Origin of the sequence: Burkholderia lata, from assembly GCF_902499335.1 — a bacterium.
GTDB lineage: Bacteria > Pseudomonadota > Gammaproteobacteria > Burkholderiales > Burkholderiaceae > Burkholderia > Burkholderia lata_B.
In genome coordinates this window covers 106,317-126,027 of record NZ_CABVQK010000011.1, presented here as the reverse complement: position 1 = coordinate 126,027, position 19,711 = coordinate 106,317, and the positions used below count along the sequence as shown (strand labels likewise).

Sequence of the window (19,711 nt, the reverse complement as noted above, 5' to 3'; positions counted from 1 at the left end):
GATGTCCAACAGCCTTTTCCGAGTATATCGCGCGGTCGCGCTGACGCTTTCGGCCACCGCGCTCGTCGCGGGCACGGCCGCGTGCGCCGCACCGAACGACGATACGGTCTCCGGGGACGACCAGACCTTCGTGCAGCTTCGTGAAGCCGCGCGCCGCAATGACGCCGCGAAAGCCGCGCAGCTCGCGTCGATGATTCCGAACTACCCGGTACCGTCCTACGTCGAGTATTTCCAGATCAAGCCGCAGTTGTTCGATTCGACGGGCCGCGCGCGCGTGGACGCGCCGGACGCGCCCGTGCAGTCGTTCCTGCAGCGCTACGACGGCCAGGCGATCGCCGACCGCCTGCGCAACGACTACCTGCTCGTGCTTGGCGCGCGCCACGACTGGCGCAACTTCGACGAGCAATACAAGCGCTTCGTGCTCGACGACGACACGCAGGTCAAGTGCTATGCGCTCGAATCGCGCGCGGCGCGCGGCGAGAACGTCGCCGATGCGGCACGCGCGCTGCTCGTCGAGCCGAAGAATTACGGCGACGCGTGCGTCGACCTGATCACCGCGCTGACGGTCAACCAGCAGTTCACGAGCGACGACGTGTGGCAGCAGGCGCGCCTCGCGTATGAGCAGAACTACACGACGCTCGGCGGCAAGATCGTCGACGCGCTCGGCCCGCGCCCGGTCGCCTTCGACCAGGCGACGAGCGCGCCGCCGCTGTACCTCGCGCGCGGCGTCGGCCCCGACGCGGCGTCGCACCAGCTCGCGCTGATCGCGCTCGGCCGCATGGCGCGCAACGATCCGGACGCGGCAGCCGGGATGCTGACGTCGGTCGCCGCCTCGCTGACCAAGCAGGAGCAGGCGATCGCGTGGGGCGCGATCGGCTACCAGGGCGCGATCAAGCGCTCGCCGCTCGCATCGGTCTGGTATGCGAAATCGACGAATGCGCCGCTGTCGAACCCGGGCTACGAATGGCGCACGCGTGCCGCGCTGCTCGCCGGCAACTGGCCGATGGTGCGCTGGTCGATCGAGCAGATGCCGCCGTCGCTGCGCGACGATCCGGCCTGGATCTACTGGCATGCGCGCGCGCTCAAGCAGAGCGGCGATACGCTGCAGGCGAACCAGGAATTCGAGCAGGTCGCCGGCCAGTTCAACTTCTACGGGCAGCTCGCCGGTGAAGAGCTCGGCCAGCGCACGACGATCCCGCCGCGCACGAAGGTGAGCGACGCCGAGATCGACGCGATGGGCAAGATTCCGGGCTTCGCGCTCGCGCAGCGTTTCTACGCGCTGAACCTGCGCCTCGAAGGCAACCGCGAATGGAACTGGCCGCTGCGCGGGATGACCGATCGCCAGCTGCTCGCGGCCGCCGAGTATGGCAAGCGCGTCGACCTGCTCGACCGCACGGTCAACACGGCCGACCGCACGAAGGCCGAGCACGATTTCACGCTGCGCTACCCGTCGCCGTACCGCAACATCGTCGAGCGCTACGCGCAGTCGACGGGCCTCGACACCGAATGGGCGTACGGGCTGATCCGCCAGGAATCGCGCTTCATCACGAGCGCGCGTTCGTCGGTGGGCGCGGGCGGCCTGATGCAGCTGATGCCGGCCACCGCGCAGATGGTCGCGAAGAAGCTCGGCCTCGGCACGATCTCGCGCACGCAGATGCACGACATCGATACCAACATCCAGCTCGGCACCTGGTATCTGGCGGACATCTACAACAACTTCGACAGCTCGCCGGTGCTCGCCACGGCCGGCTACAACGCGGGCCCGGGCCGGCCGCGCCAGTGGCGCCAGGTGTTGACGCAGCCGGTCGAAGGCGCGATCTTCGCAGAAACGATTCCGTTCAACGAGACGCGCGACTACGTGAAGAACGTGCTGTCGAACACCGTCTACTACGCGGCGCTCTTCGAGGGCAAACCGCAGTCGTTGAAGAAACGTCTAGGCATGATCTCGCCCTGATACGCAATCTTCACACTGCCGCGCGAGACGCGGCAGTGTTCTTTTGAGGTCCCTAACATGGATCGCCAGACCGTCGCGCTGCTGGGCGGCACCGGCTTCATCGGCAGCCGGCTCGTCAATGCGCTGATTGAATCCGGCAAGCAGGTACGGATCGGTACGCGCCGGCGCGACCACGCCCGCCACCTGCAGATGCTGCCAGTCGAAATCGTCGAACTCGAAGCGCTCGACACGCGCACGCTCGCGCGCTTCGTCGCCGGTGCGCACGCGGCAATCAACCTCGTCGGCGTGTTGCACGGCGGCCGCGGCACGCCGTACGGGCCCGGCTTCGAGCGCGCGCACGTCGCGCTGCCGGCCGCGCTCGCGACCGCCTGCACCGAAGTGGGCGTGCAGCGCGTGCTGCACATGAGCGCGCTCGGCGCCGATTCGCACGGCGCGAGCATGTACCAGCGCTCGAAGGGCGACGGCGAGGCCGCGCTGCATGCGATCGCGGCGACCGATTCGCTCGCGCTGACGATTTTCCGCCCGTCGGTCGTGTTCGGCCCCGGCGACGCGTTCCTCAACACGTTCGCGAACCTGCAGCGCACGGTGCCCGTGCTGCCGCTCGCGATGCCCGACGCGCGCTTCCAGCCGGTGTTCGTCGGCGATGTCGTGCGCGCGTTCGTCAACACGCTCGATCTCGCGGCCGCACACGGCAAGACCTACGAACTCGGCGGCCCGACCGTCTACACGCTCGAGCAGCTGGTGCGCTATTGCGGCAAGCTGGTCGGCCGGCAGGCACGCATCGTGCGGCTGCCCGACGCGCTTGCGCGGCTGCAGGCGAGCGTGTTCGAATGCCTGCCCGGCGAGCCCGTGCTCACGCGCGACAACCTCGCGACGATGTCGGTGCCGAACGTGCTGTCGGGGCCGCTCGCGCCGGAGCTCGGGATCTCGCCCGCGAGTCTCGAAAGCATCGCGCCCGGGTATCTCGGCCATGCCGCGCGGCGTTCCCGGTTCGACTGGTTCCGCTCGCGCCGCTAGGCCGGCAGCGTTCCCCTTTCCACCTTTGCGTTTTCCGGAACACCGCCATGAAACTCGTCATTGGAGACAAGAACTACTCGTCGTGGTCGATGCGCCCGTGGCTGCTGCTCGCGCATTTCGGCATCCCGTTCGACGAGATCGCGATCGAGCTGCGCCGTGACGACACGGCCGCGCGCATCCTCGAATATTCGCCGTCCGGCAAGGTGCCGTGCCTGGTGGACGACCACGGCGTCGCGATCTGGGATTCGCTCGCGATCGCCGAGACGCTCGCCGAACGCTATCCGCAGTTCCCGATGTGGCCGGCCGATCCGCTCGAGCGGGTGCATGCGCGTTGCGTCGCGGCCGAGATGCATTCGGGCTTCGCGGCGCTGCGCACGCAGATGGGCATGAACGTACGCGCGTCGATGCCGGGGCGCGGCGCGACACCCGAGGCACTCGCCGATGTCGCGCGCATCGATGCGCTGTGGAGTGAGTGTCTCGAGGCGTCGGGCGGGCCGTTCCTGTTCGGCGAATTCGGGATCGCCGATGCGATGTACGCGCCCGTCGTGATGCGCTTCAACACGTATGAGCCGGGCCTGTCGCCGGAAGCGGCCGGCTATGCGGCCCGCGTGACGGCGCTGCCGGCCGTCCAGCGGTGGATCGACGCCGCGCGCCGCGAAACGAACGTGATCGCCGAATACGAGCCGACGCCATGAACATCTATGCAGTAGGCGGCGCCATCCGCGACGAATTGCTCGGCGTGCCCGTGCAGGACCGCGACTACGTGGTGGTGGGCGCGACCCCCGAGCAGATGGCCGCGCAGGGGTTCCGGCCGGTCGGCAAGGATTTCCCGGTATTCCTGCATCCGCGGACGCAGGAGGAGTACGCGCTCGCGCGCACCGAGCGCAAGACGGCGGCCGGCTATCACGGCTTCCAGTTTCATTACGCGCCGGACGTGACGCTCGACGAGGATCTCGCGCGGCGTGACCTGACGATCAATGCGATGGCGCGCGAGGTGAGCCCGGAGGGCGAGCTGGTCGGGCAGGTGATCGATCCGTTCGACGGGCAGGCCGACCTGCGCGCGCGCGTGTTCCGGCATGTGAGCGACGCGTTCGTCGAGGATCCGGTGCGGATCCTGCGCATCGCGCGCTTCGCCGCGCGGTTCGCGGATTTCACGGTCGCGGACGAAACGCTCGCGCTGATGCGGCGGATGGTCGACGCGGGCGAGGTCGACGCGCTCGTGCCCGAACGCGTGTGGCAGGAAATCGCGCGCGGGCTGATGGAGGCGAAGCCGTCGCGGATGTTCGCGGTGCTGCGCGAGTGCGGCGCGCTCGCGCGCATCCTGCCCGAGGTCGATGCGCTGTGGGGCGTGCCGCAGCGCGCCGACTACCACCCGGAGGTCGACACGGGCGTGCACGTGATGATGGTCGTCGACTATGCGGCGAAGCAGGGCTATTCGCTGCCGGTGCGCTTCGCGGCGCTCACGCACGACCTTGGCAAGGCGACGACGCCGGCCGACGTGCTGCCGCGCCACGTCGGCCACGAGGGGCGCAGCGTCGACCTGCTCAAGCCGTTGTGCGAGCGGTTGCGCGTGCCGAACGAATGCCGCGATCTCGCGCTCGTGGTCGCGCGCGAGCACGGCAACCTGCATCGCGTGATGGAGATGGGGGCGGCCGCGCTGGTGCGGCTGTTCGAGCGCAGCGACGCGCTGCGCAAGCCGGCGCGTTTCGCCGAGATGCTGCAGGCGTGCGAATCGGATGCACGCGGGCGGCTCGGGCTCGAAGCCCAGCCGTATCCGCAGGCCGAGCGGCTGCGCGTCGCGCTCGCGGCGGCGCGCAGCGTCGATGCCGGCGCGATCGCGCGCGGCATCGGCAACGACACGGAGAAGATCAGGGAAGCCGTGCATCGCGCGCGGATCGAGGCCGTCGCGCAGTCGCTCGAGATCGGCGAATAAGGGGCCGGAAGGGCGCGCGTCGCACGCCTGCCGCCCGGCAACCGTTACGACTTCTTCTTGCGCGTCGGCTTGGCGGCCGCCGGACGTTTGCCGGCGGATGCGCGCGGCTTGGCCGCTGCCTTCTTTTCCTTTCCTGCCGCGCCGGCGTCACGATCGCGATCCGCCTGCTTGGGCGCCGGCCCGCGGCGGCTCGCGCGCGGCTCGCCCGACGCGGCGCGCCCGACGGGCGCAGGTTTGCTGATATCCATCGTCGCGGAGACGAACCCCGCGCCACGATCGTCGAACAGCGGCAGCGTCCCGACCGCGATCACCTCGGCCGGCCCGTCGCCCACGTTGGCGACCCGATGCCGCTTGCGCGCGTCGAAGTGCAGCGAGTCGCCGGGCGACAGCGGGTAATCCTTCTTGCCGACCGTGTAGCAGATCCGGCCGGCCAGCACGTACACGAACTCGTCGCCGCCGTGCGCGACCCATTCCGAGCGGTAGCCTTCCATCATCTGCACCTTGAGCGCGTTGATCTGGCTGCCGTCGAACGTGGTGGAGAGGCGCTCGTACCACTGCGACCTGGCGTCGAGCGCGTACGGCTTGCGGCGGCCCTCGTACGAATCGGGCTGTGCCTGGCGCGGCTGGTCGATCAGCGCGCCGAGCGGCACGCCGAGTGCCTTCGCGACGTTGACGAGCGACGACAGCGAGATGCCCGTGAGATGGCGCTCGACCTGGGACAGGAACCCGACCGACAGTTTCGCTTCGGTCGCGACTTCCAGCAGCGTCTTCTTCGCTTCCCGGCGCAGGCGGCGAATGCGCTGGCCGATGCGCATGATGTCTGAATCCATGAATCTCTTTCGTCGCAACGAGTCGGGTGGCGAGCGGACGGGCGGTGCGGTCTGCGGACAATGATTTGCGCGCATCGCACGAAGCACGGCCGTCGGTACGGCGATGCCGGCGCATTGTACCGCGCGGTGTCGCCGGACGAATTCACGTTGTGCCGGGATGCGCAGGCGCCGCGCCGATTTTAGCCCTACGAAAATTTTAGCTTGACCTCAATTTCGGAGTGCTCTAGATTCTGTCGCGCGCATCAAACAAAGTTAAGTGAGACGAAAATTTTTAAGGCCCCGCTGCCGGAACGGCATGGCGGTCCGGCACCACGCCGGGCCGGGCGTCCGCCGTGCAGCGGCGCCGTGCCGCATCAGGCCTGCCTCGGGCCTGCCCCCCGCCGCGTCACCGCCGGCCGCCGACAACAATGCATAACGGGCTTCCGATGATCGATCGACTGAAATACAGCTTCTCCGGCCTTCCCCCGTACGACGCATCCGTCGTCGACACGCAGGCGGGCCTGTCGCGCCTGCTCGACGCCACGCGGCTCGACGCGGTGCTGGTCACGTCGCAGGACGAATACGTGACCGAGTACCTGCCGCTCGCCAACAACCCGCGCTACGCGGTGTCGGGTTTCGACGGCTCGGCCGGCTGCGGGATCTTCCTGAGCGCGGCGACCGCGCAGGCACTCGATCTGCCCCCGTTCGTGCTGTTCGTCGACGGCCGCTATCACCTGCAGGCCGAGCAGCAGTGCGATCCGGCGCGCGTGCGCATCGAGAAGCTCGAGATGAACGTGACGATCTGGCAGGCGATGGCCGACTGGCTGGTCGCGCACGGCAGCCGGCTCGCACGGGTCGGCTACGATGCGCTGCGGATCAGCGTCGCGCAGCGCGATCGTCTGTTCGAACAGACGCAGGCCGCGTCGCTCGACTGGACGAGTCTCGCCGATCGGGAGATCGATCGCGCGATCGCGCTGCCGGGCTGGGTCGTCGAGCGGCCGATCTTCGAGGTGCCGGAATCGATGACCGGCCTGAGCGTCGCGCAGAATCTCGACGCACTGAACCGCAAGCTCGCCGCGCATACCGGCGCGCCGGACGGCAAGACCGCGTTCTTCACCTGCGCATCGGACGACCTCGCGTATCTGCTGAACAGCCGCGGCTATCACATCCCGAATGCGTCGTCGCACCTCGGCTTCCTGTTCGCGGTCGGCGGGCAGGTGGCGTTGTTCCTGCCGGAAGGCTGCGACCGCTGCGAAGTCACGCTCGCGTCGTATCCGGCGCTGCACGTGATCCGGCGCGATGTCGCGGCGCTCGAGCGCTTTCTCGCACCGTTCGCGGTCGAGCACGTGTGCTACGGCTTCGAATCGGTGAACTGCGCGCTCGTCGACGCGGTGAAGCGCGTGTGGCCGCAGGCGCGGCATGCCGACTTCAACCCGGTTGAGGCGATGCGGGCCGGCAAGACGCCGGCGGTGCTCGACCGGTTCCGCGACGCGTTCGCGCGCAGTTCCGCGGCGATCGCCGAGACGATGCGCTGGGCGAAGGCCGGCGAGCCGGGCGCACGCCATACGGAATACGACCTGGCGCGCACGATCAACGACGCTTACGGTGCGCGTTCGGCGGTTGCGCTGACGTTTCCGTCGATCGCGGCGAACGGCGCGAACAGCGCATTCGCGCACTACACGGCGGCGAGCGCCGACGTCGAGCTGACGGAAGGCGAACTCGTGCTGCTCGACAGCGGCGCCTATTACGAAGCCGGCTTTGCAACGGACTGCACGCGCGTGGTGCTGCGCCGGACCGACCCGGATACAGTCGCGCAGCCGTGGCAGCGCGAGATCTACACGGTCGCGCTGAAGGCCTGCATCAAGGGGCTCGTCACGCGCTTCCCGAGCACCGCGAAGGGCGGTGACGTCGATGCGGTCGTGCGGCAGGTGTGTCGCGACCACGGCCACGATTTCGGTCACGGCACCGGGCACGGCGTCGGGATTCACGTGCACGAGGGCGGCGTGCGGTTCGCGCCGGGCGCGAAGTACGGGCTCGTGCCGAATGCGGTGATTTCGGTCGAGCCGGGCATCTACGTGCCGGGCAAGGGCGGCGTGCGGATCGAGAACATCGTGATCATCCACCGGGACGACGCGCAGCCGGATACCGTCACGTTCGAGAACATCGTGACGGTCGGCTACGACTGGGACCTGATCGATCTCGACCTGCTCGACGACGACGAGCGCGCGTACCTGCGCGACTACGAGCGGCTGTGCGTGGAGCGCGGCACGCAGGTCACCGCGTGTCCGCTGCTGTAGGCACTGCCGCCCGCGCCGGTCAGTTCAGCAGGCGCGCACGCACCAGCGGCGCCATCCGCTCGGCGAGCCACGCATGCGTGCGCGTCGTCGGGTGCAGCGTGTCCCAGAACACGAAGCGCGCCGGATCGCGGCAGTCCGCACGCGGCGTCTGCGCACTCAGGTAGGTGAGCGACGACGGTTTCGGGATGTCGAGGCATGAACGCTTCGCATCGTCGAAGCCGTACTGGGCCGGGTGGCTCAGCAGGTCGTCGAACAGCGCGTACGCATCGATTACCTCGAGCCGCAGCGTCGCGCCGTAGCGGGCGCGCAGCGCGGTGGCCGCGTCGGCGAGGCGCCGGTTGTAGTCCTTGACCTGCGCGGCGACGCTTGCCGTGTCGGTGCGGGTCGCGAACACCGGCGCGCGCGACACGTCCGGCAGCGTGACGAGCATGATCCGCGTCGCGCCGGCCGCGGCGAGCCGCTCGAGGCTGTCGCGCACCGCATTTGCCGCCTGCTCGGGCGAGCGCCCGTAGTTCACCAGGTCGTTGCCGCCCGCGAACACCGCGAACAGCGTGTTGGCGGGCCGGTAGTCCGGCGCGCGATCCATGTATTCGCGCCACGAGTCGATCTGCTGCACGAGGCCCGGCACGACGAGGTACTGGTCGGTCGCCGCACCGCCGATCGCCCAGTTGTAGAACGGCAGCCGCAGCGCGTTCGCGAGATATTCAGCCCACACCGGGCCGTTGCTGAAGCGCCCCGCATTCCAGCTCGTGGCGTTCGGCAGCTTCCACTGGCTGGCGTTGAACATGTTCTGCGTGTCGGACAGGCTGTCGCCGAACACGATCAGCTTGTTGACGCGCGCGTCCTGCTGCGCGGCATCGATGGTCCACACCGTGTAGTTGAACGACAGCGCGTTGTTTGCCGCGACTGCCTGCACGAGGTCGGACTTGATGCCTTTCGCGGCGAGCGTCTTGCGGCACACGTCGGCGAGCGTGTCCTGCGTCGTCGTGCTGTAGAACATGTTCTTCCACTGCGTGATGCCGTCCGCCCACCAGTAGCCGGGCACGCGATACCAGTCGCCGCCGGCGGGGTTGAGCGCCCATTCGTAGGTCGACGCGGGCTTCAGCGGATCCGCGTCGATCCGGTACCAGCAGCGCAGGTACGTGTAGGTGTCGGACCCGCGGCGCGACGCGCGCGGCGTGGCGCCGGGCGGGCTCGACGCGGCCGGCGGCACGATGTCCGGGCCGGCCGGCGACAGCGACATGTCGCCCGTCGGCGTGGGCAGCGGCGCGGGGCCGGCGGCCTGCGCGACGGGGAGCGTCAATGCGGCGCCCAGCGCCGCGACGGCGGAAACGGCGGCGATGCGGGATGAAAACGGAATGCGGAAATATGGCATGCGGCCCTCTTCTGATTGTTGTGACGGGACGGCGGCGCGGCTGCGCAGCCGTGTATCGGAAGGGACCGTTGGTGCCGGGCTCGGGCCCGGTCTGTCGAAACGTGAGATGCCGCGCATGGCGGCGAAATGCGGAAAGTACGGTGGCGGCGCTGCCGCCGGTCAGTCAGTGCTTCAGCGCGTGAGTGCCGACACGCGCCCGTCGGGGCCGTAGACGCCGGCAGGCGCCGGGGCCGAGCGCAGTACCGCGAGCGCGCGCTCGTTGTAGTCCATCCGGATCCGGATCAGCATCCCGTTGTTCGCATTGGCCTGGCGCGCGCGTTCGGCGGATTGCTGCAGCAACTGCCAGCGGCCGGCGAGGCGGGCATCGCGCTCGGCGGCCTGATCCATCCCCTTCTTGCCGGCCGGAAAGCCGAGTGCGGAAAGCTGCGTGTCGCGCGTGCGTTCGAGCTGCGCGAGCCGGTCGATCAGCTCGGTTTTCTTTTCGACGATCCCGGGCAGCATCTCGAGCGGCTGGGCCATCGTCAGCGCCTTTTCCTCGTAGGCGAGCAGCGACGCGAACGCCTCGACCGTCGCGTGTTCGTCGTTGACCGTGGCCAGCAGCTCTTCTCTCATCGCGTCATGCTCGTCGCGCCGGCGCGGATGAGCGCCGGCAAACCGGGGGACCGGCCTCGCGAGGCCGGCTTCAGCTGCCCGGGCGCTGCTGCTGCAGCAGCTCGCGGGCGGTATTCAATACGCCGTCGGCAATCTTGCTCGCGTCGATCGTCAGCGTGCCGTTGTTCAGCGCGTCCTTGATCGACTGGACCAGGCCCGTGTCGATATCGCCGTTGCCGGACGCGGACACCGAACGCAACTGGCCGGACAGACCCGACAGGTTCACGGTCGTGTCGCCGCCGGTCGACCCTGCGTCGCCCGCCTGTGCGGACGAAGACGAGGCCGTGCCGGATTGCGCACGCGGCGCGCCGTTGCCGGTCGGCGCCAGGGGGCTCGGGTTCGGAGTGGAATCGATCTTCACGATGGGTTTCCTGTTCGGTTTGACCCAGATAACGGCCGGGTCGGCCCGAACTTTAGCATCGCGAGCCCGAAATGCTCCGAATAAACAATTCTTTACACTCTTGCGGCGAGATCCGTCCCTATAGCGGAATTTCCACGGTGCCGGCGTCCTTGACGATCGCCGTGACGATCTGGCCCGCGGCCATCCGCACCCGTACCGACTGGCCGGGAGCCGCATTGGCCAGCGCGCTGCCCTCGGCCGAAATCGTGAAACCGGGCCCGGCCGCGACGACCCGCACCGTCTGGCCGGCCGACACCGACGCCGCGCTCTTCAGCATGTCCTGCCGCAGCGGCAGCCCGGCCGAGATGCGCGCGAGCGCGGTCGCGCCGATCGCCTGCGCCGGATCGGTGATCACCGCGAGCGGCAGCACCGTCAGGTCGCCGTCGCGGGCGACCAGGTCGGCCGCGGAGAGCGGCTCGCCGGGCGCGATCTGGCGTGCGGCGACGTAATAGGTGGCCTGCACGGTGACTTTCGCCTGCAGGTAGACGGTCCACGGCCGCTCGCCCGCGCAGCGCACGCCGACCGTCGTGCGGCCCCACAGGCGCGCGCCGGTCGGCATGAACGGTTCGAGCGTCGTGCACGCGGCGAGCCCGCGCGGAAACGCGGTCGTGACCGTCGCGGTGGTCTTGCCGGGCAGGCCCGCGGTCTGCTGCTGCAGGAACGCGAGGGCCGCGCGGCGGATCGACTCGGGATCCTGCTGGCCGGGCGGCGTCGCGGGCTGGGCCGCATTGGCGGCATTGGCCGCCGGGGCCGGGTTCGTGGAAACCGGTGCGGTGCGCGGCGCCGGCGCGGCTGACGCGGCGCGGGCTGCCGCCAGGCGCGCGGCGATCGCCGGCTGCGGGGCCGGCCGTGCGGGATTCGATGCGGGTTCGGCGGTGCCGGCGACGACCGTCGCGATCGCGTTCGGATTGGCGGCGCGCGGCGCGCCGTATCCGGCGCCTTCGTTCGCACGGGCGGCGGCGTAGACGGGGCGAGGCGCAGGGGCCGGCGTGGGGGCCGGCGGCGGGACGGTCGTCACGACCATCGTGCCGGCCGGTTGTGCCGCGTAGCCGGTGCCGGACGCGCCGGCGGCGGCGCCCGTGCCGCTCGCCGCGCGACCCGCGTCCGGCGCCAGGCCCGAACCCGGCGCCATCGCCGCATTCCCGCCGAACTGCCCGCCGTTCGCCGCATTGGCATGCGCGAGCGCGGTTTCGGCCGTCTCGCCGCGTCCCGGAATCACGATCATCCCGTCGTCCGCGTGCGCGGCCGGGGCGGCGATCCACAGCGCCGCGGCGAGCGCAAACGCACGCCGGACGTGCGTGAGCCGCCCGTTCCTGCCGCGAAGTGCGTTGCCAGTCATCGCCGTATCCCCGATTCGTTGCTCCGCTTCGCATTCTAGGGAGCGGGGCCGTCGCGCAAACGATGAATAGAGGGGGCCTTTGCCGCGTTATTCGCCCGATTGCCGGTTGCGTCGGACGCCTACCATCGCTGTCATGGAAAAAAGCCTCTCGGGTCGCCATCCGGCGCGAGGGGCGTGCAGCGCTTCATACGGAGAGAGGCACACATGCTGGACAAACTCGATGCGGAATTCGCGTTCGGCCGACAGGCGCTGGACGTGCGTGCCTACCGGCAGGAACTGCTGTCGTCGAACATCGCGAACTCCGACACGCCCGGCTACCAGGCCCGCGACGTCGATTTCGCGTCGACGCTCGCGCGCTCGCTGAAGCAGACGGGCGGCGGCCTCGCGCCGAGCAACGCCGCGCAACTGCCCATGGCGCAGCCGGCCGGCGTGACGAGCGGCATGTCGATGGTGTCGACGGCGGCGGGCCACATGGCCGGCACCGCGAAGCTGATCCCGACGGGCGGCCCGTCGGACGACTACGGCCGTGCGCAATACCGGATGCCGCTGCAGCCGGCGCTCGACGGCAACACGGTCGATCTCGACGTCGAGCGCGTGCAGTTCGCGAACAACGCGCTGCACTACCAGACCGGGATGACCGTGATGACCCAGCAGATCAAGGCGATGATCGCCGCGATCACGACGAACCAGTGATGGCGCGCATCGCCTCCGAATCCGAGCAAAAGGAGCTTCCATGCCTTCGTTGATGAACATCTTCGGCGTCGCCGGCTCGGCGCTGTCCGCGCAGTCGCAGCGCCTGAACGTCACCGCGTCGAACCTGGCGAACGCCGACAGCGCGACCGGCCCCGACGGCAAGCCGTACAAGGCCAAGCAGGTCGTGTTCGCGACCGACCCGATCGGCGGCGCGCGCACCACGTCCGGCCAGGGCGTGGGCGGCGTGCGCGTGACGAAGGTGATGGACGACCCGTCGCCGATGAAGTCGACCTACGACCCGTCGAACCCGGCCGCCGACACGAACGGCTACGTGCAGATGCCGAACGTCGACCCGGTGCAGGAGATGGTGAACATGATCTCGGCGTCGCGCTCGTACCAGGCCAACGTCGAGACGCTGAACACCGCGAAGACGCTGATGCTCAAGACGCTGACGATCGGCTCGTAAGCCGCGCGCCGACCGATCTTACAGACCCGAAAGTTCCGACAGAAGGCCACCCAGGATGACTTCCTCCAGCACGACGATCGGCAGCAACGGCACCAACGTGTCGAACCTGCCGACCGACACGATGAACACCAACAAAGTGTCGTCGACCAACGGCACGTCGGCGAGCGACCTGCAGGCGACGTTCCTGAAGCTGCTCGTCACGCAGCTGCAGAACCAGGACCCGACCAGCCCGGTCGACAGCTCGCAGATGACGTCGCAGCTCGCGCAGATCAACACGGTGAGCGGCATCGCGCAGTTGAACACGTCGCTCACGTCGCTGTCGACGCAGCTCACGGCCGGCCAGCAGACGCAGGCCGCGCTGCTGATCGGCACCAACGTGCTCGCGCCGGGCAACGCGGTCGCGGTGAAGAGCGGCGCGGCGTCGCCGTTCGGCGTGTCGCTGTCGAGCGCGGTGTCGAACCTGACGATCACCGTGAAGAACGCGGCCGGCACCGTGGTGAACACGATCAACGCGGGCGCGCAGTCGGCCGGCACCGTGCCGTTCAACTGGACGCCGACCGACTCGGCGGGCAACGCACTGCCGGACGGCAAGTACACCGTCAGCGCGTCGTACACCGACAGCAACGGCACGCCGCAGCCGGCCACGACGCTCGCGGCGTCGACCGTGCAGAGCGTGATCAAGCAGGCGGACGGCACGGCGGGGCTCGTGCTGTCGAACGGCACGACGGTGGGTCTGACCCAGGTCGCATCGATTTTCCCGAACACCACGTCGTCCGCGTCGTCCTCGTCCGGCAGCGGCACCACCTCCAACTGATACTGATCGAGCAATCTCGAAACGGAGACCGAAATGGGTTATCAACAGGGTCTGAGCGGCCTCTCGGGTGCATCGAACGCGCTCGACGTGATCGGCAACAACATCGCGAACGCGAACACGGTCGGCTTCAAGTCGAGCACCGCGCAGTTCGCGGACATGTATGCGAACTCGGTCGCGACGTCGACCAACACGCAGATCGGTATCGGCACGTCGCTGAACGCGGTGGAGCAGAATTTCGGCCAGGGCACGATCAACACGACGAACTCGTCGCTCGACGTCGCGATCAACGGCAACGGCTTCTTCCAGATGTCGAACAACGGCGTGACGACGTACTCGCGCGACGGCACGTTCCAGCGCGACAAGAACGGCTACATCATCGACTCGCAAGGCCGTAGCCTGATGGGCTACGCAGCCAACAACGGCGGTGTGATCAACACCGCGCAGACCGTGCCGCTGCAGGCGCCGACGACCAACATCTCACCGACCGCGACGACCAAGATCTCCGCGCAGTTCAACCTGAACTCGCAGGACACGGTGCCGACCAAGACGCCGTTCAGCGCGACCGACAACACGACGTACAACTACTCGACGTCGATCCAGGTGTACGACTCGCTCGGCGGTTCGCAGGCGGTCAACATGTACTTCGTGAAGTCGGCGGCCGGCACGTGGGAAGCGTACGCGGGCGTGCAGGGCGGCGCCACGACCGACCTCGGCACGGTCAACTTCAATTCGTCGGGCACGATCCAGAGCACGACCACGGGCACGCCGCCCACGCCGACCACGTCGGTCGGCCAGTTCCAGTTCACCGTGCCGAACACCGACGGCTCGGCGACGCCGCAGAGCCTCACGCTCGACCTGACCGGCACGACGCAGTACGGCGGCAAGGACGGCGTGAACAACCTCGCGCAGGACGGCTACGCGAGCGGCACGCTGACGACCTACACGATCGGCGCCGACGGCAAGCTGACCGGCAACTACTCGAACGGCCAGACCGCCGTGCTCGGCCAGATCGCGCTCGCGAACTTCAACAACCCGAACGGGCTGGTGAATCTCGGCGGCAACCAGTATGCGGAAAGTTCCGCGTCGGGCGTGCCGCAGATCTCGGCGCCGGGCAGCACGAACCACGGCACGTTGCAGGGCAGCGCGCTGGAAAACTCGAACGTCGACCTCACGTCGCAGCTCGTCAACCTGATCACCGCGCAGCGCAACTACCAGGCGAACGCGCAGACGATCAAGACGCAGCAGACCGTCGACCAGACGCTCATCAACCTGTAAGCGCGGATAACGGGCAGCCATGGACCGACTGATCTACACGGCGATGACGGGTGCGTCGCAGTCGCTCGACCAGCAGGCGATCGTCGCGAACAACCTCGCGAACGCGTCGACGACGGGCTTTCGCGCGCAACTCGCGACCTATCGCGCGGTGCCGATGAATTTCGGCGACGGCAGCACGATCGACCCGACGACGACGCGCACCTACGTGCTCGCATCGACGCCCGGCGCCGACTACGCGCCGGGTCCGATCACGCGCACCGGCAACCCGCTCGACGTCGCCGTGCAGGGCGCCGGCTGGCTGGCTGTGCAGGCGGCCGACGGCAGCGAGGCGTACACGCGCGCCGGCAACCTGCACGTCGACCAGAACGGCCAGCTCGTCAACGCGAGCAACCTGCCGGTGGTCGGCAACGGCGGCCCGATCTCGGTGCCGCCGAACGCGGAAGTGACGATCGGCAAGGACGGCACGATTTCCGCGCTGATGCCGGGCGACCCGCCGACGGCGGTCGCGATCGTCGACCAGATGAAGCTCGTCAATCCCGATCCGACCACGCTCTCGCGCGGCAACGACGGGTTGTTCCGCACCGCCGACGGCAATCCGGCCGACGCCGACCCGAACGTGGTCGTCACGCCGAATTCGCTCGAAGGCAGCAACGTCAACCCGGTGAGCGCGATGGTCGCGATGATCGACAACGCGCGCGCGTTCCAGCTTCAGTCGAAGCTGATCCAGACGGCCGACCAGAACGAGCAGTCGGCGAACCAGCTGCTCAATTTCAGCTGAGCGCCCGCGCCAGCCCACGCAGGAGACCTTACAAGTGAACCGTTCGCTCTACATTGCCGCCACCGGCATGAATGCGCAGCAGGCGCAGATGGACGTGATTTCGAACAACCTCGCGAACACCAGCACGAACGGCTTCAAGGCGTCGCGCGCGGTGTTCGAGGATCTGCTGTACCAGACCATCCGCCAGCCCGGCGCGAACTCGACGCAGCAGACCGAGCTGCCGTCGGGCCTGCAGCTCGGCACCGGCGTACAGCAGGTCGCGACCGAGCGCCTGTACACGCAGGGCGGCCTCACGCAGACCGGCAACTCGAAGGACGTCGCGATCAACGGCGCGGGCTTCTTCCAGGTGGTGATGCCGGACGGCACGAACGCGTACACGCGCGACGGCTCGTTCCAGACCAACGCGCAGGGCCAGCTCGTCACGTCGAGCGGCTACCAGATCCTGCCGGCGATCACGATCCCGCAGAACGCGACGTCGCTGACGATCGGCAAGGACGGCGTCGTGACGATCACGCAGGCGGGCTCGACCAATTCGGTGCAGATCGGCTCGCTGCAGGTCGCGACCTTCATCAACCCGGCCGGTCTTGAAGCGCGCGGCGAGAACCTGTTCTCCGAGACGACGTCGTCGGGTGCGCCGAACGTGTCGCAGCCGGGCCTGAACGGCGCGGGCACGCTCAGCCAGAACTATGTCGAAGCGTCGAACGTGAACGTCGTGCAGGAGCTCGTCAACATGATCCAGACGCAGCGTGCCTACGAGATCAACAGCAAGGCCGTGACGACGTCCGACCAGATGCTGCAGACCGTCACGCAGATGAAGAGCTAACCGGAACACCCGTCGTCGCCATGAAGCAGGTTCGCCTCCTCCCGTCAGCCACCGTCCGCGCCGCATGCGCGGTCGCGGTGGCGGCGCTCGCCGCCGGTTGCGCGCAGATTCCGCGCGATCCGATCATCCAGCAGCCGATGACGGCGCAGCCGCCGGCGCCGATGTCGATGCAGGCGCCCGGCTCGATCTACAACCCCGGCTATGCGGGGCGGCCGCTCTTCGAGGATCAGCGGCCGCGCAACGTCGGCGACATCCTGACGATCATGATCGCGGAGAACATCAACGCGACCAAGTCGTCGGGCGCGAACACGAACCGGCAGGGCAACACCGACTTCAACGTGCCGACGGCCGGCTTCCTCGGCGGGCTGTTCGCGAAGGCGAACCTGTCGGCGACCGGCAACAACAAGTTCGCGGCGACCGGCGGCGCGAGCGCGGCGAACACGTTCAACGGCACGATCACGGTGACCGTCACCGGCGTGCTGCCGAACGGCAACCTCGTGGTCAGCGGCGAGAAGCAGATGCTGATCAACCAGGGCAACGAATTCGTGCGCTTCTCGGGCGTCGTCAACCCGAACACGATCTCGGGCGCGAACTCCGTCTACTCGACGCAAGTTGCCGACGCGAAGATCGAATACTCGGCGAAGGGCTACATCAACGAAGCCGAGACGATGGGCTGGCTGCAGCGCTTCTTCCTCAACATCGCGCCGTGGTGATGACGATGCAGAAGACGCTTCTCGACCATCTGTCGGCCCGTGCGCATGCCGCCGTGCGGCTCGCCGTCGCGTTCGCGGCGGTGGCTTGCATGTTCGGTGCGGCTCCGGCGCACGCGGAACGGCTGAAGGATCTCGTGCAGATCCAGGGCGTGCGCGACAACCCGCTGATCGGCTATGGCCTCGTCGTCGGCCTCGACGGCACGGGCGACCAGACGATGCAGACCCCGTTCACGACGCAGACGCTCGCGAACATGCTCGCGAACCTCGGCATCTCGATCAACAACGGGTCGGCCAACGGCGGCGCGTCGCAGCTGAGCAACATGCAGCTGAAGAACGTCGCGGCCGTGATGGTGACCGGCACGCTGCCGCCGTTCGCGCGGCCGGGCGAGGCGCTCGACGTCACCGTGTCGTCGCTCGGCAACGCGAAGAGCCTGCGCGGCGGCACGCTGCTGCTGACGCCGCTGAAAGGCGCGGACGGCCAGGTCTATGCGCTCGCGCAGGGCAACATGGCGGTCGGCGGTGCCGGCGCCAGCGCGAACGGCAGCCGCGTGCAGGTGAACCAGCTCTCGGCCGGCCGGATCGTCGGCGGCGCGATCGTCGAGCGCGGCGTGCCGAACGCGATCGCGCAGATGAACGGCGTGCTGCAACTGCAACTGAACGACATGGACTACGGCACCGCGCAGCGGATCGTGTCCGCGGTCAACTCGAGCTTCGGCCCGGGCACCGCGACGGCGCTCGACGGCCGCACGATCCAGCTCGCCGCGCCGGCCGACTCGGCGCAGCAGGTCGCGTTCATGGCGCGGCTGCAGAACCTCGACGTCAGCCCGGACAAGGCCGCGGCGAAGGTGATCCTGAACGCGCGCACCGGCTCGATCGTGATGAACCAGATGGTCACGCTGCAGAGCTGCGCGGTCGCGCACGGCAACCTGTCGGTCGTCGTCAACACGCAGCCGGTCGTGTCGCAGCCGGGGCCGTTCTCGAACGGGCAGACGGTGGTGGCGCAGCAGTCGCAGATCCAGCTCAAGCAGGACAACGGCGCGCTGAAGATGGTGACGGCCGGCGCGAATCTCGCCGACGTCGTGAAGGCGCTGAACACGCTCGGCGCAACGCCCGCGGACCTGATGTCGATCCTGCAGGCGATGAAGGCCGCCGGCGCGCTGCGCGCCGACCTGGAGATCATCTAAATGGCAGCCAGTCTCCCGAACGCGAACGACCTCACGCAGCGCTTTGCGCTCGACGTGCAGGGTTTCGACGCCTTGCGCGCGCAGGCGAAGCAGTCGCCGCAGGCCGGCGCGAAGGCGGTCGCCGGCCAGTTCGACGCGATGTTCACGCAGATGATGCTCAAGAGCATGCGCGACGCATCGCCCGACGGCGGGCTGTTCGATTCGCATACGTCGAAGATGTACACGTCGATGCTCGACCAGCAGCTCGCACAGCAGATGTCGACGCGCGGGATCGGCGTGGCCGACGCGCTGATGAAGCAGCTGCTGCGCAATGCGGGGCAGGGCGCGGGCAGCGAAACGGCGGCCGACGTCGGCGCGGCCGGCCTGGGCGCGGACGGCTTTGGCGCGTCCGGTAACGAAGGCGGTCTCGCCGCGATGAACGCGATGGCGAAGGCCTACGCGAACTCGGCCAACAACGGCGGGCTCGCCGGCACGCGCGGCTACTCGGCCGGCAGCGCGCTGACGCCGCCGGTGAAGGGCGCGAGCGGCGTGCAGGACGCCGACGCGTTCGTCGACCGGCTCGCGGGCCCCGCGCAGGCGGCCAGCGCGTCGACCGGCATCCCGGCGCGCTTCATCGTCGGCCAGGCCGCGCTCGAATCGGGCTGGGGCAAGCGCGAGATCCGCGCGACCGACGGCTCGACGAGCTACAACGTGTTCGGCATCAAGGCGACCAAGGGCTGGACCGGCCGCACGGTGTCGGCGCTGACGACGGAATACGTGAACGGCACGCCGCGCCGCGTGGTCGCGAAATTCCGCGCGTACGATTCGTACGAGCACGCGATGACCGATTACGCGAACCTGCTGAAGAACAATCCGCGCTACTCGGGCGTGCTGAGCGCGAGCCGCAGTGTCGAAGGGTTCGCGCACGGGATGCAGAAGGCCGGCTACGCGACCGACCCGAATTACGCGAAAAAGCTGATCTCGATCATGCAGCAGATCGGCTGACGGCCCCGTCGGCTACCGCTGTCGACTCCCCTCTGGACCGCGCCCGGCAGCCCGCCGCGCGCGGTTTCAACGTTTGCGCGAAAAAAATCCCCAATTCGATCTAAACTTTCGGTCAGCACTGCCGCTAAGTGTGAGAGACCTGCGACCGGGCCCCCGTTCTGGCCCGGTTTTATTGCGCACCGGTTGCCCGGGCGCCCATGACAAGA

Annotated in this window: 19 protein-coding genes; 14 read left to right on the top strand and 5 right to left on the bottom strand. The window is 68.6% G+C overall.

Annotated elements, in window-relative coordinates; all coding sequences use genetic code 11:
* The first annotated feature begins 1 nt into the window (after position 1).
* From BCO18175_RS26350 to BCO18175_RS26335, 4 genes are read left to right on the top strand one after another with little or no spacing between them, the layout of a single operon-like run.
* Positions 2-1,954, top strand: coding sequence for a lytic transglycosylase domain-containing protein (locus tag BCO18175_RS26350; RefSeq protein ID WP_174985484.1), 1,953 nt, complete (start codon positions 2-4; stop codon positions 1,952-1,954).
* A gap of 57 nt (positions 1,955-2,011) precedes the next feature.
* Positions 2,012-2,971 (top strand): complex I NDUFA9 subunit family protein, encoded by a 960-nt coding sequence (locus BCO18175_RS26345; protein WP_174974339.1) that lies wholly within the window; start codon positions 2,012-2,014, stop codon positions 2,969-2,971.
* Between the two features lie 47 nt (positions 2,972-3,018).
* Positions 3,019-3,666: a glutathione S-transferase family protein gene (locus tag BCO18175_RS26340; protein WP_174985483.1), complete on the top strand. Its 648-nt coding sequence runs from the start codon at positions 3,019-3,021 to the stop codon at positions 3,664-3,666.
* Positions 3,663-4,904: a multifunctional CCA addition/repair protein gene (locus BCO18175_RS26335; RefSeq protein ID WP_174985481.1), complete on the top strand. Its 1,242-nt coding sequence runs from the start codon at positions 3,663-3,665 to the stop codon at positions 4,902-4,904. The genes BCO18175_RS26340 and BCO18175_RS26335 overlap by 4 nt, the downstream gene beginning before the upstream one ends.
* Before the next feature lie 44 nt (positions 4,905-4,948).
* Here the strand turns inward: BCO18175_RS26335 and BCO18175_RS26330 are convergent, their stop codons facing one another.
* Positions 4,949-5,734: a helix-turn-helix domain-containing protein gene (locus BCO18175_RS26330; protein ID WP_174985479.1), complete on the bottom strand. Its 786-nt coding sequence runs from the start codon at positions 5,732-5,734 to the stop codon at positions 4,949-4,951.
* Positions 5,735-6,159: 425 nt separating this feature from the next.
* Here BCO18175_RS26330 and BCO18175_RS26325 point away from each other — a divergent pair, with 425 nt between their 5' ends.
* Positions 6,160-8,010, top strand: coding sequence for a M24 family metallopeptidase (locus BCO18175_RS26325; protein ID WP_174985478.1), 1,851 nt, complete (start codon positions 6,160-6,162; stop codon positions 8,008-8,010).
* A gap of 19 nt (positions 8,011-8,029) precedes the next feature.
* On the opposite strand, the gene BCO18175_RS26320 is transcribed toward BCO18175_RS26325, so the two are convergent.
* The 4 genes from BCO18175_RS26320 to flgA form a co-directional block, all read right to left on the bottom strand.
* Positions 8,030-9,385, bottom strand: coding sequence for an SGNH/GDSL hydrolase family protein (locus tag BCO18175_RS26320; RefSeq protein WP_174985476.1), 1,356 nt, complete (start codon positions 9,383-9,385; stop codon positions 8,030-8,032).
* A gap of 171 nt (positions 9,386-9,556) precedes the next feature.
* The gene (locus BCO18175_RS26315) at positions 9,557-9,997 is read right to left on the bottom strand and encodes a flagella synthesis protein FlgN (protein WP_174918200.1); all 441 of its coding nucleotides are present in this window, start codon (positions 9,995-9,997) and stop codon (positions 9,557-9,559) included.
* Positions 9,998-10,067: 70 nt separating this feature from the next.
* Entirely contained in the window at positions 10,068-10,397 is a 330-nt protein-coding gene (gene flgM, locus BCO18175_RS26310) for a flagellar biosynthesis anti-sigma factor FlgM (protein WP_174918199.1), read from the bottom strand.
* Between the two features lie 118 nt (positions 10,398-10,515).
* Positions 10,516-11,775, bottom strand: a complete 1,260-nt coding sequence (flgA, locus tag BCO18175_RS26305) for a flagellar basal body P-ring formation chaperone FlgA (RefSeq protein WP_174985474.1) — start codon at positions 11,773-11,775, stop codon at positions 10,516-10,518.
* A 204-nt stretch (positions 11,776-11,979) separates the two neighbouring features.
* Between flgA and flgB the strand changes: the two genes are divergently transcribed.
* The 9 genes from flgB to flgJ are packed head-to-tail and all read left to right on the top strand — an operon-like array spanning position 11,980 to position 19,505.
* Positions 11,980-12,468: a flagellar basal body rod protein FlgB gene (gene flgB / locus BCO18175_RS26300; RefSeq protein ID WP_174918197.1), complete on the top strand. Its 489-nt coding sequence runs from the start codon at positions 11,980-11,982 to the stop codon at positions 12,466-12,468.
* A gap of 40 nt (positions 12,469-12,508) precedes the next feature.
* The gene (gene flgC, locus BCO18175_RS26295) at positions 12,509-12,934 is read left to right on the top strand and encodes a flagellar basal body rod protein FlgC (protein WP_174985472.1); all 426 of its coding nucleotides are present in this window, start codon (positions 12,509-12,511) and stop codon (positions 12,932-12,934) included.
* 55 nt (positions 12,935-12,989) lie between these two features.
* Entirely contained in the window at positions 12,990-13,748 is a 759-nt protein-coding gene (locus BCO18175_RS26290) for a flagellar hook assembly protein FlgD (RefSeq protein ID WP_174985470.1), read from the top strand.
* Between the two features lie 33 nt (positions 13,749-13,781).
* Positions 13,782-15,023 (top strand): flagellar hook protein FlgE, encoded by a 1,242-nt coding sequence (gene flgE, locus BCO18175_RS26285; protein WP_174985468.1) that lies wholly within the window; start codon positions 13,782-13,784, stop codon positions 15,021-15,023.
* 19 nt (positions 15,024-15,042) lie between these two features.
* The gene (gene flgF / locus BCO18175_RS26280) at positions 15,043-15,801 is read left to right on the top strand and encodes a flagellar basal-body rod protein FlgF (protein WP_174985466.1); all 759 of its coding nucleotides are present in this window, start codon (positions 15,043-15,045) and stop codon (positions 15,799-15,801) included.
* Between the two features lie 34 nt (positions 15,802-15,835).
* On the top strand, positions 15,836-16,624 hold the full coding sequence (gene flgG, locus BCO18175_RS26275) for a flagellar basal-body rod protein FlgG (RefSeq protein WP_174974445.1): 789 nt from the start codon (positions 15,836-15,838) through the stop codon (positions 16,622-16,624).
* 20 nt (positions 16,625-16,644) lie between these two features.
* A complete protein-coding gene (gene flgH / locus BCO18175_RS26270) occupies positions 16,645-17,337 on the top strand; it encodes a flagellar basal body L-ring protein FlgH (protein ID WP_174985464.1) in 693 nt (230 codons plus the stop codon).
* 5 nt (positions 17,338-17,342) lie between these two features.
* Positions 17,343-18,521, top strand: coding sequence for a flagellar basal body P-ring protein FlgI (locus tag BCO18175_RS26265; RefSeq protein ID WP_438820513.1), 1,179 nt, complete (start codon positions 17,343-17,345; stop codon positions 18,519-18,521).
* Positions 18,522-19,505 carry a flagellar assembly peptidoglycan hydrolase FlgJ gene (gene flgJ, locus BCO18175_RS26260; RefSeq protein ID WP_174974449.1) on the top strand — a complete coding sequence of 328 codons (984 nt, stop codon included), beginning with the start codon at positions 18,522-18,524 and terminating at the stop codon, positions 19,503-19,505.
* The last annotated feature ends 206 nt before the right edge of the window (positions 19,506-19,711 follow it).

Excerpts from the sequence above, each read along its gene's own strand:
- BCO18175_RS26350 (WP_174985484.1), top strand. The coding sequence starts at position 2 with ATGTCCAACAGCCTTTTCCGAGTATATCGCGCGGTCGCGCTGACGCTT.
- BCO18175_RS26345 (WP_174974339.1), top strand. The coding sequence starts at position 2,012 with ATGGATCGCCAGACCGTCGCGCTGCTGGGCGGCACCGGCTTCATCGGC.
- BCO18175_RS26340 (WP_174985483.1), top strand. The coding sequence starts at position 3,019 with ATGAAACTCGTCATTGGAGACAAGAACTACTCGTCGTGGTCGATGCGC.
- BCO18175_RS26335 (WP_174985481.1), top strand. The coding sequence starts at position 3,663 with ATGAACATCTATGCAGTAGGCGGCGCCATCCGCGACGAATTGCTCGGC.
- BCO18175_RS26330 (WP_174985479.1), bottom strand. The coding sequence starts at position 5,734 with ATGGATTCAGACATCATGCGCATCGGCCAGCGCATTCGCCGCCTGCGC.
- BCO18175_RS26325 (WP_174985478.1), top strand. The coding sequence starts at position 6,160 with ATGATCGATCGACTGAAATACAGCTTCTCCGGCCTTCCCCCGTACGAC.
- BCO18175_RS26320 (WP_174985476.1), bottom strand. The coding sequence starts at position 9,385 with ATGCCATATTTCCGCATTCCGTTTTCATCCCGCATCGCCGCCGTTTCC.
- BCO18175_RS26315 (WP_174918200.1), bottom strand. The coding sequence starts at position 9,997 with ATGAGAGAAGAGCTGCTGGCCACGGTCAACGACGAACACGCGACGGTC.
- flgA (WP_174985474.1), bottom strand. The coding sequence starts at position 11,775 with ATGACTGGCAACGCACTTCGCGGCAGGAACGGGCGGCTCACGCACGTC.
- flgB (WP_174918197.1), top strand. The coding sequence starts at position 11,980 with ATGCTGGACAAACTCGATGCGGAATTCGCGTTCGGCCGACAGGCGCTG.
- flgC (WP_174985472.1), top strand. The coding sequence starts at position 12,509 with ATGCCTTCGTTGATGAACATCTTCGGCGTCGCCGGCTCGGCGCTGTCC.
- BCO18175_RS26290 (WP_174985470.1), top strand. The coding sequence starts at position 12,990 with ATGACTTCCTCCAGCACGACGATCGGCAGCAACGGCACCAACGTGTCG.
- flgE (WP_174985468.1), top strand. The coding sequence starts at position 13,782 with ATGGGTTATCAACAGGGTCTGAGCGGCCTCTCGGGTGCATCGAACGCG.
- flgF (WP_174985466.1), top strand. The coding sequence starts at position 15,043 with ATGGACCGACTGATCTACACGGCGATGACGGGTGCGTCGCAGTCGCTC.
- flgH (WP_174985464.1), top strand. The coding sequence starts at position 16,645 with ATGAAGCAGGTTCGCCTCCTCCCGTCAGCCACCGTCCGCGCCGCATGC.
- BCO18175_RS26265 (WP_438820513.1), top strand. The coding sequence starts at position 17,343 with ATGCAGAAGACGCTTCTCGACCATCTGTCGGCCCGTGCGCATGCCGCC.
- flgJ (WP_174974449.1), top strand. The coding sequence starts at position 18,522 with ATGGCAGCCAGTCTCCCGAACGCGAACGACCTCACGCAGCGCTTTGCG.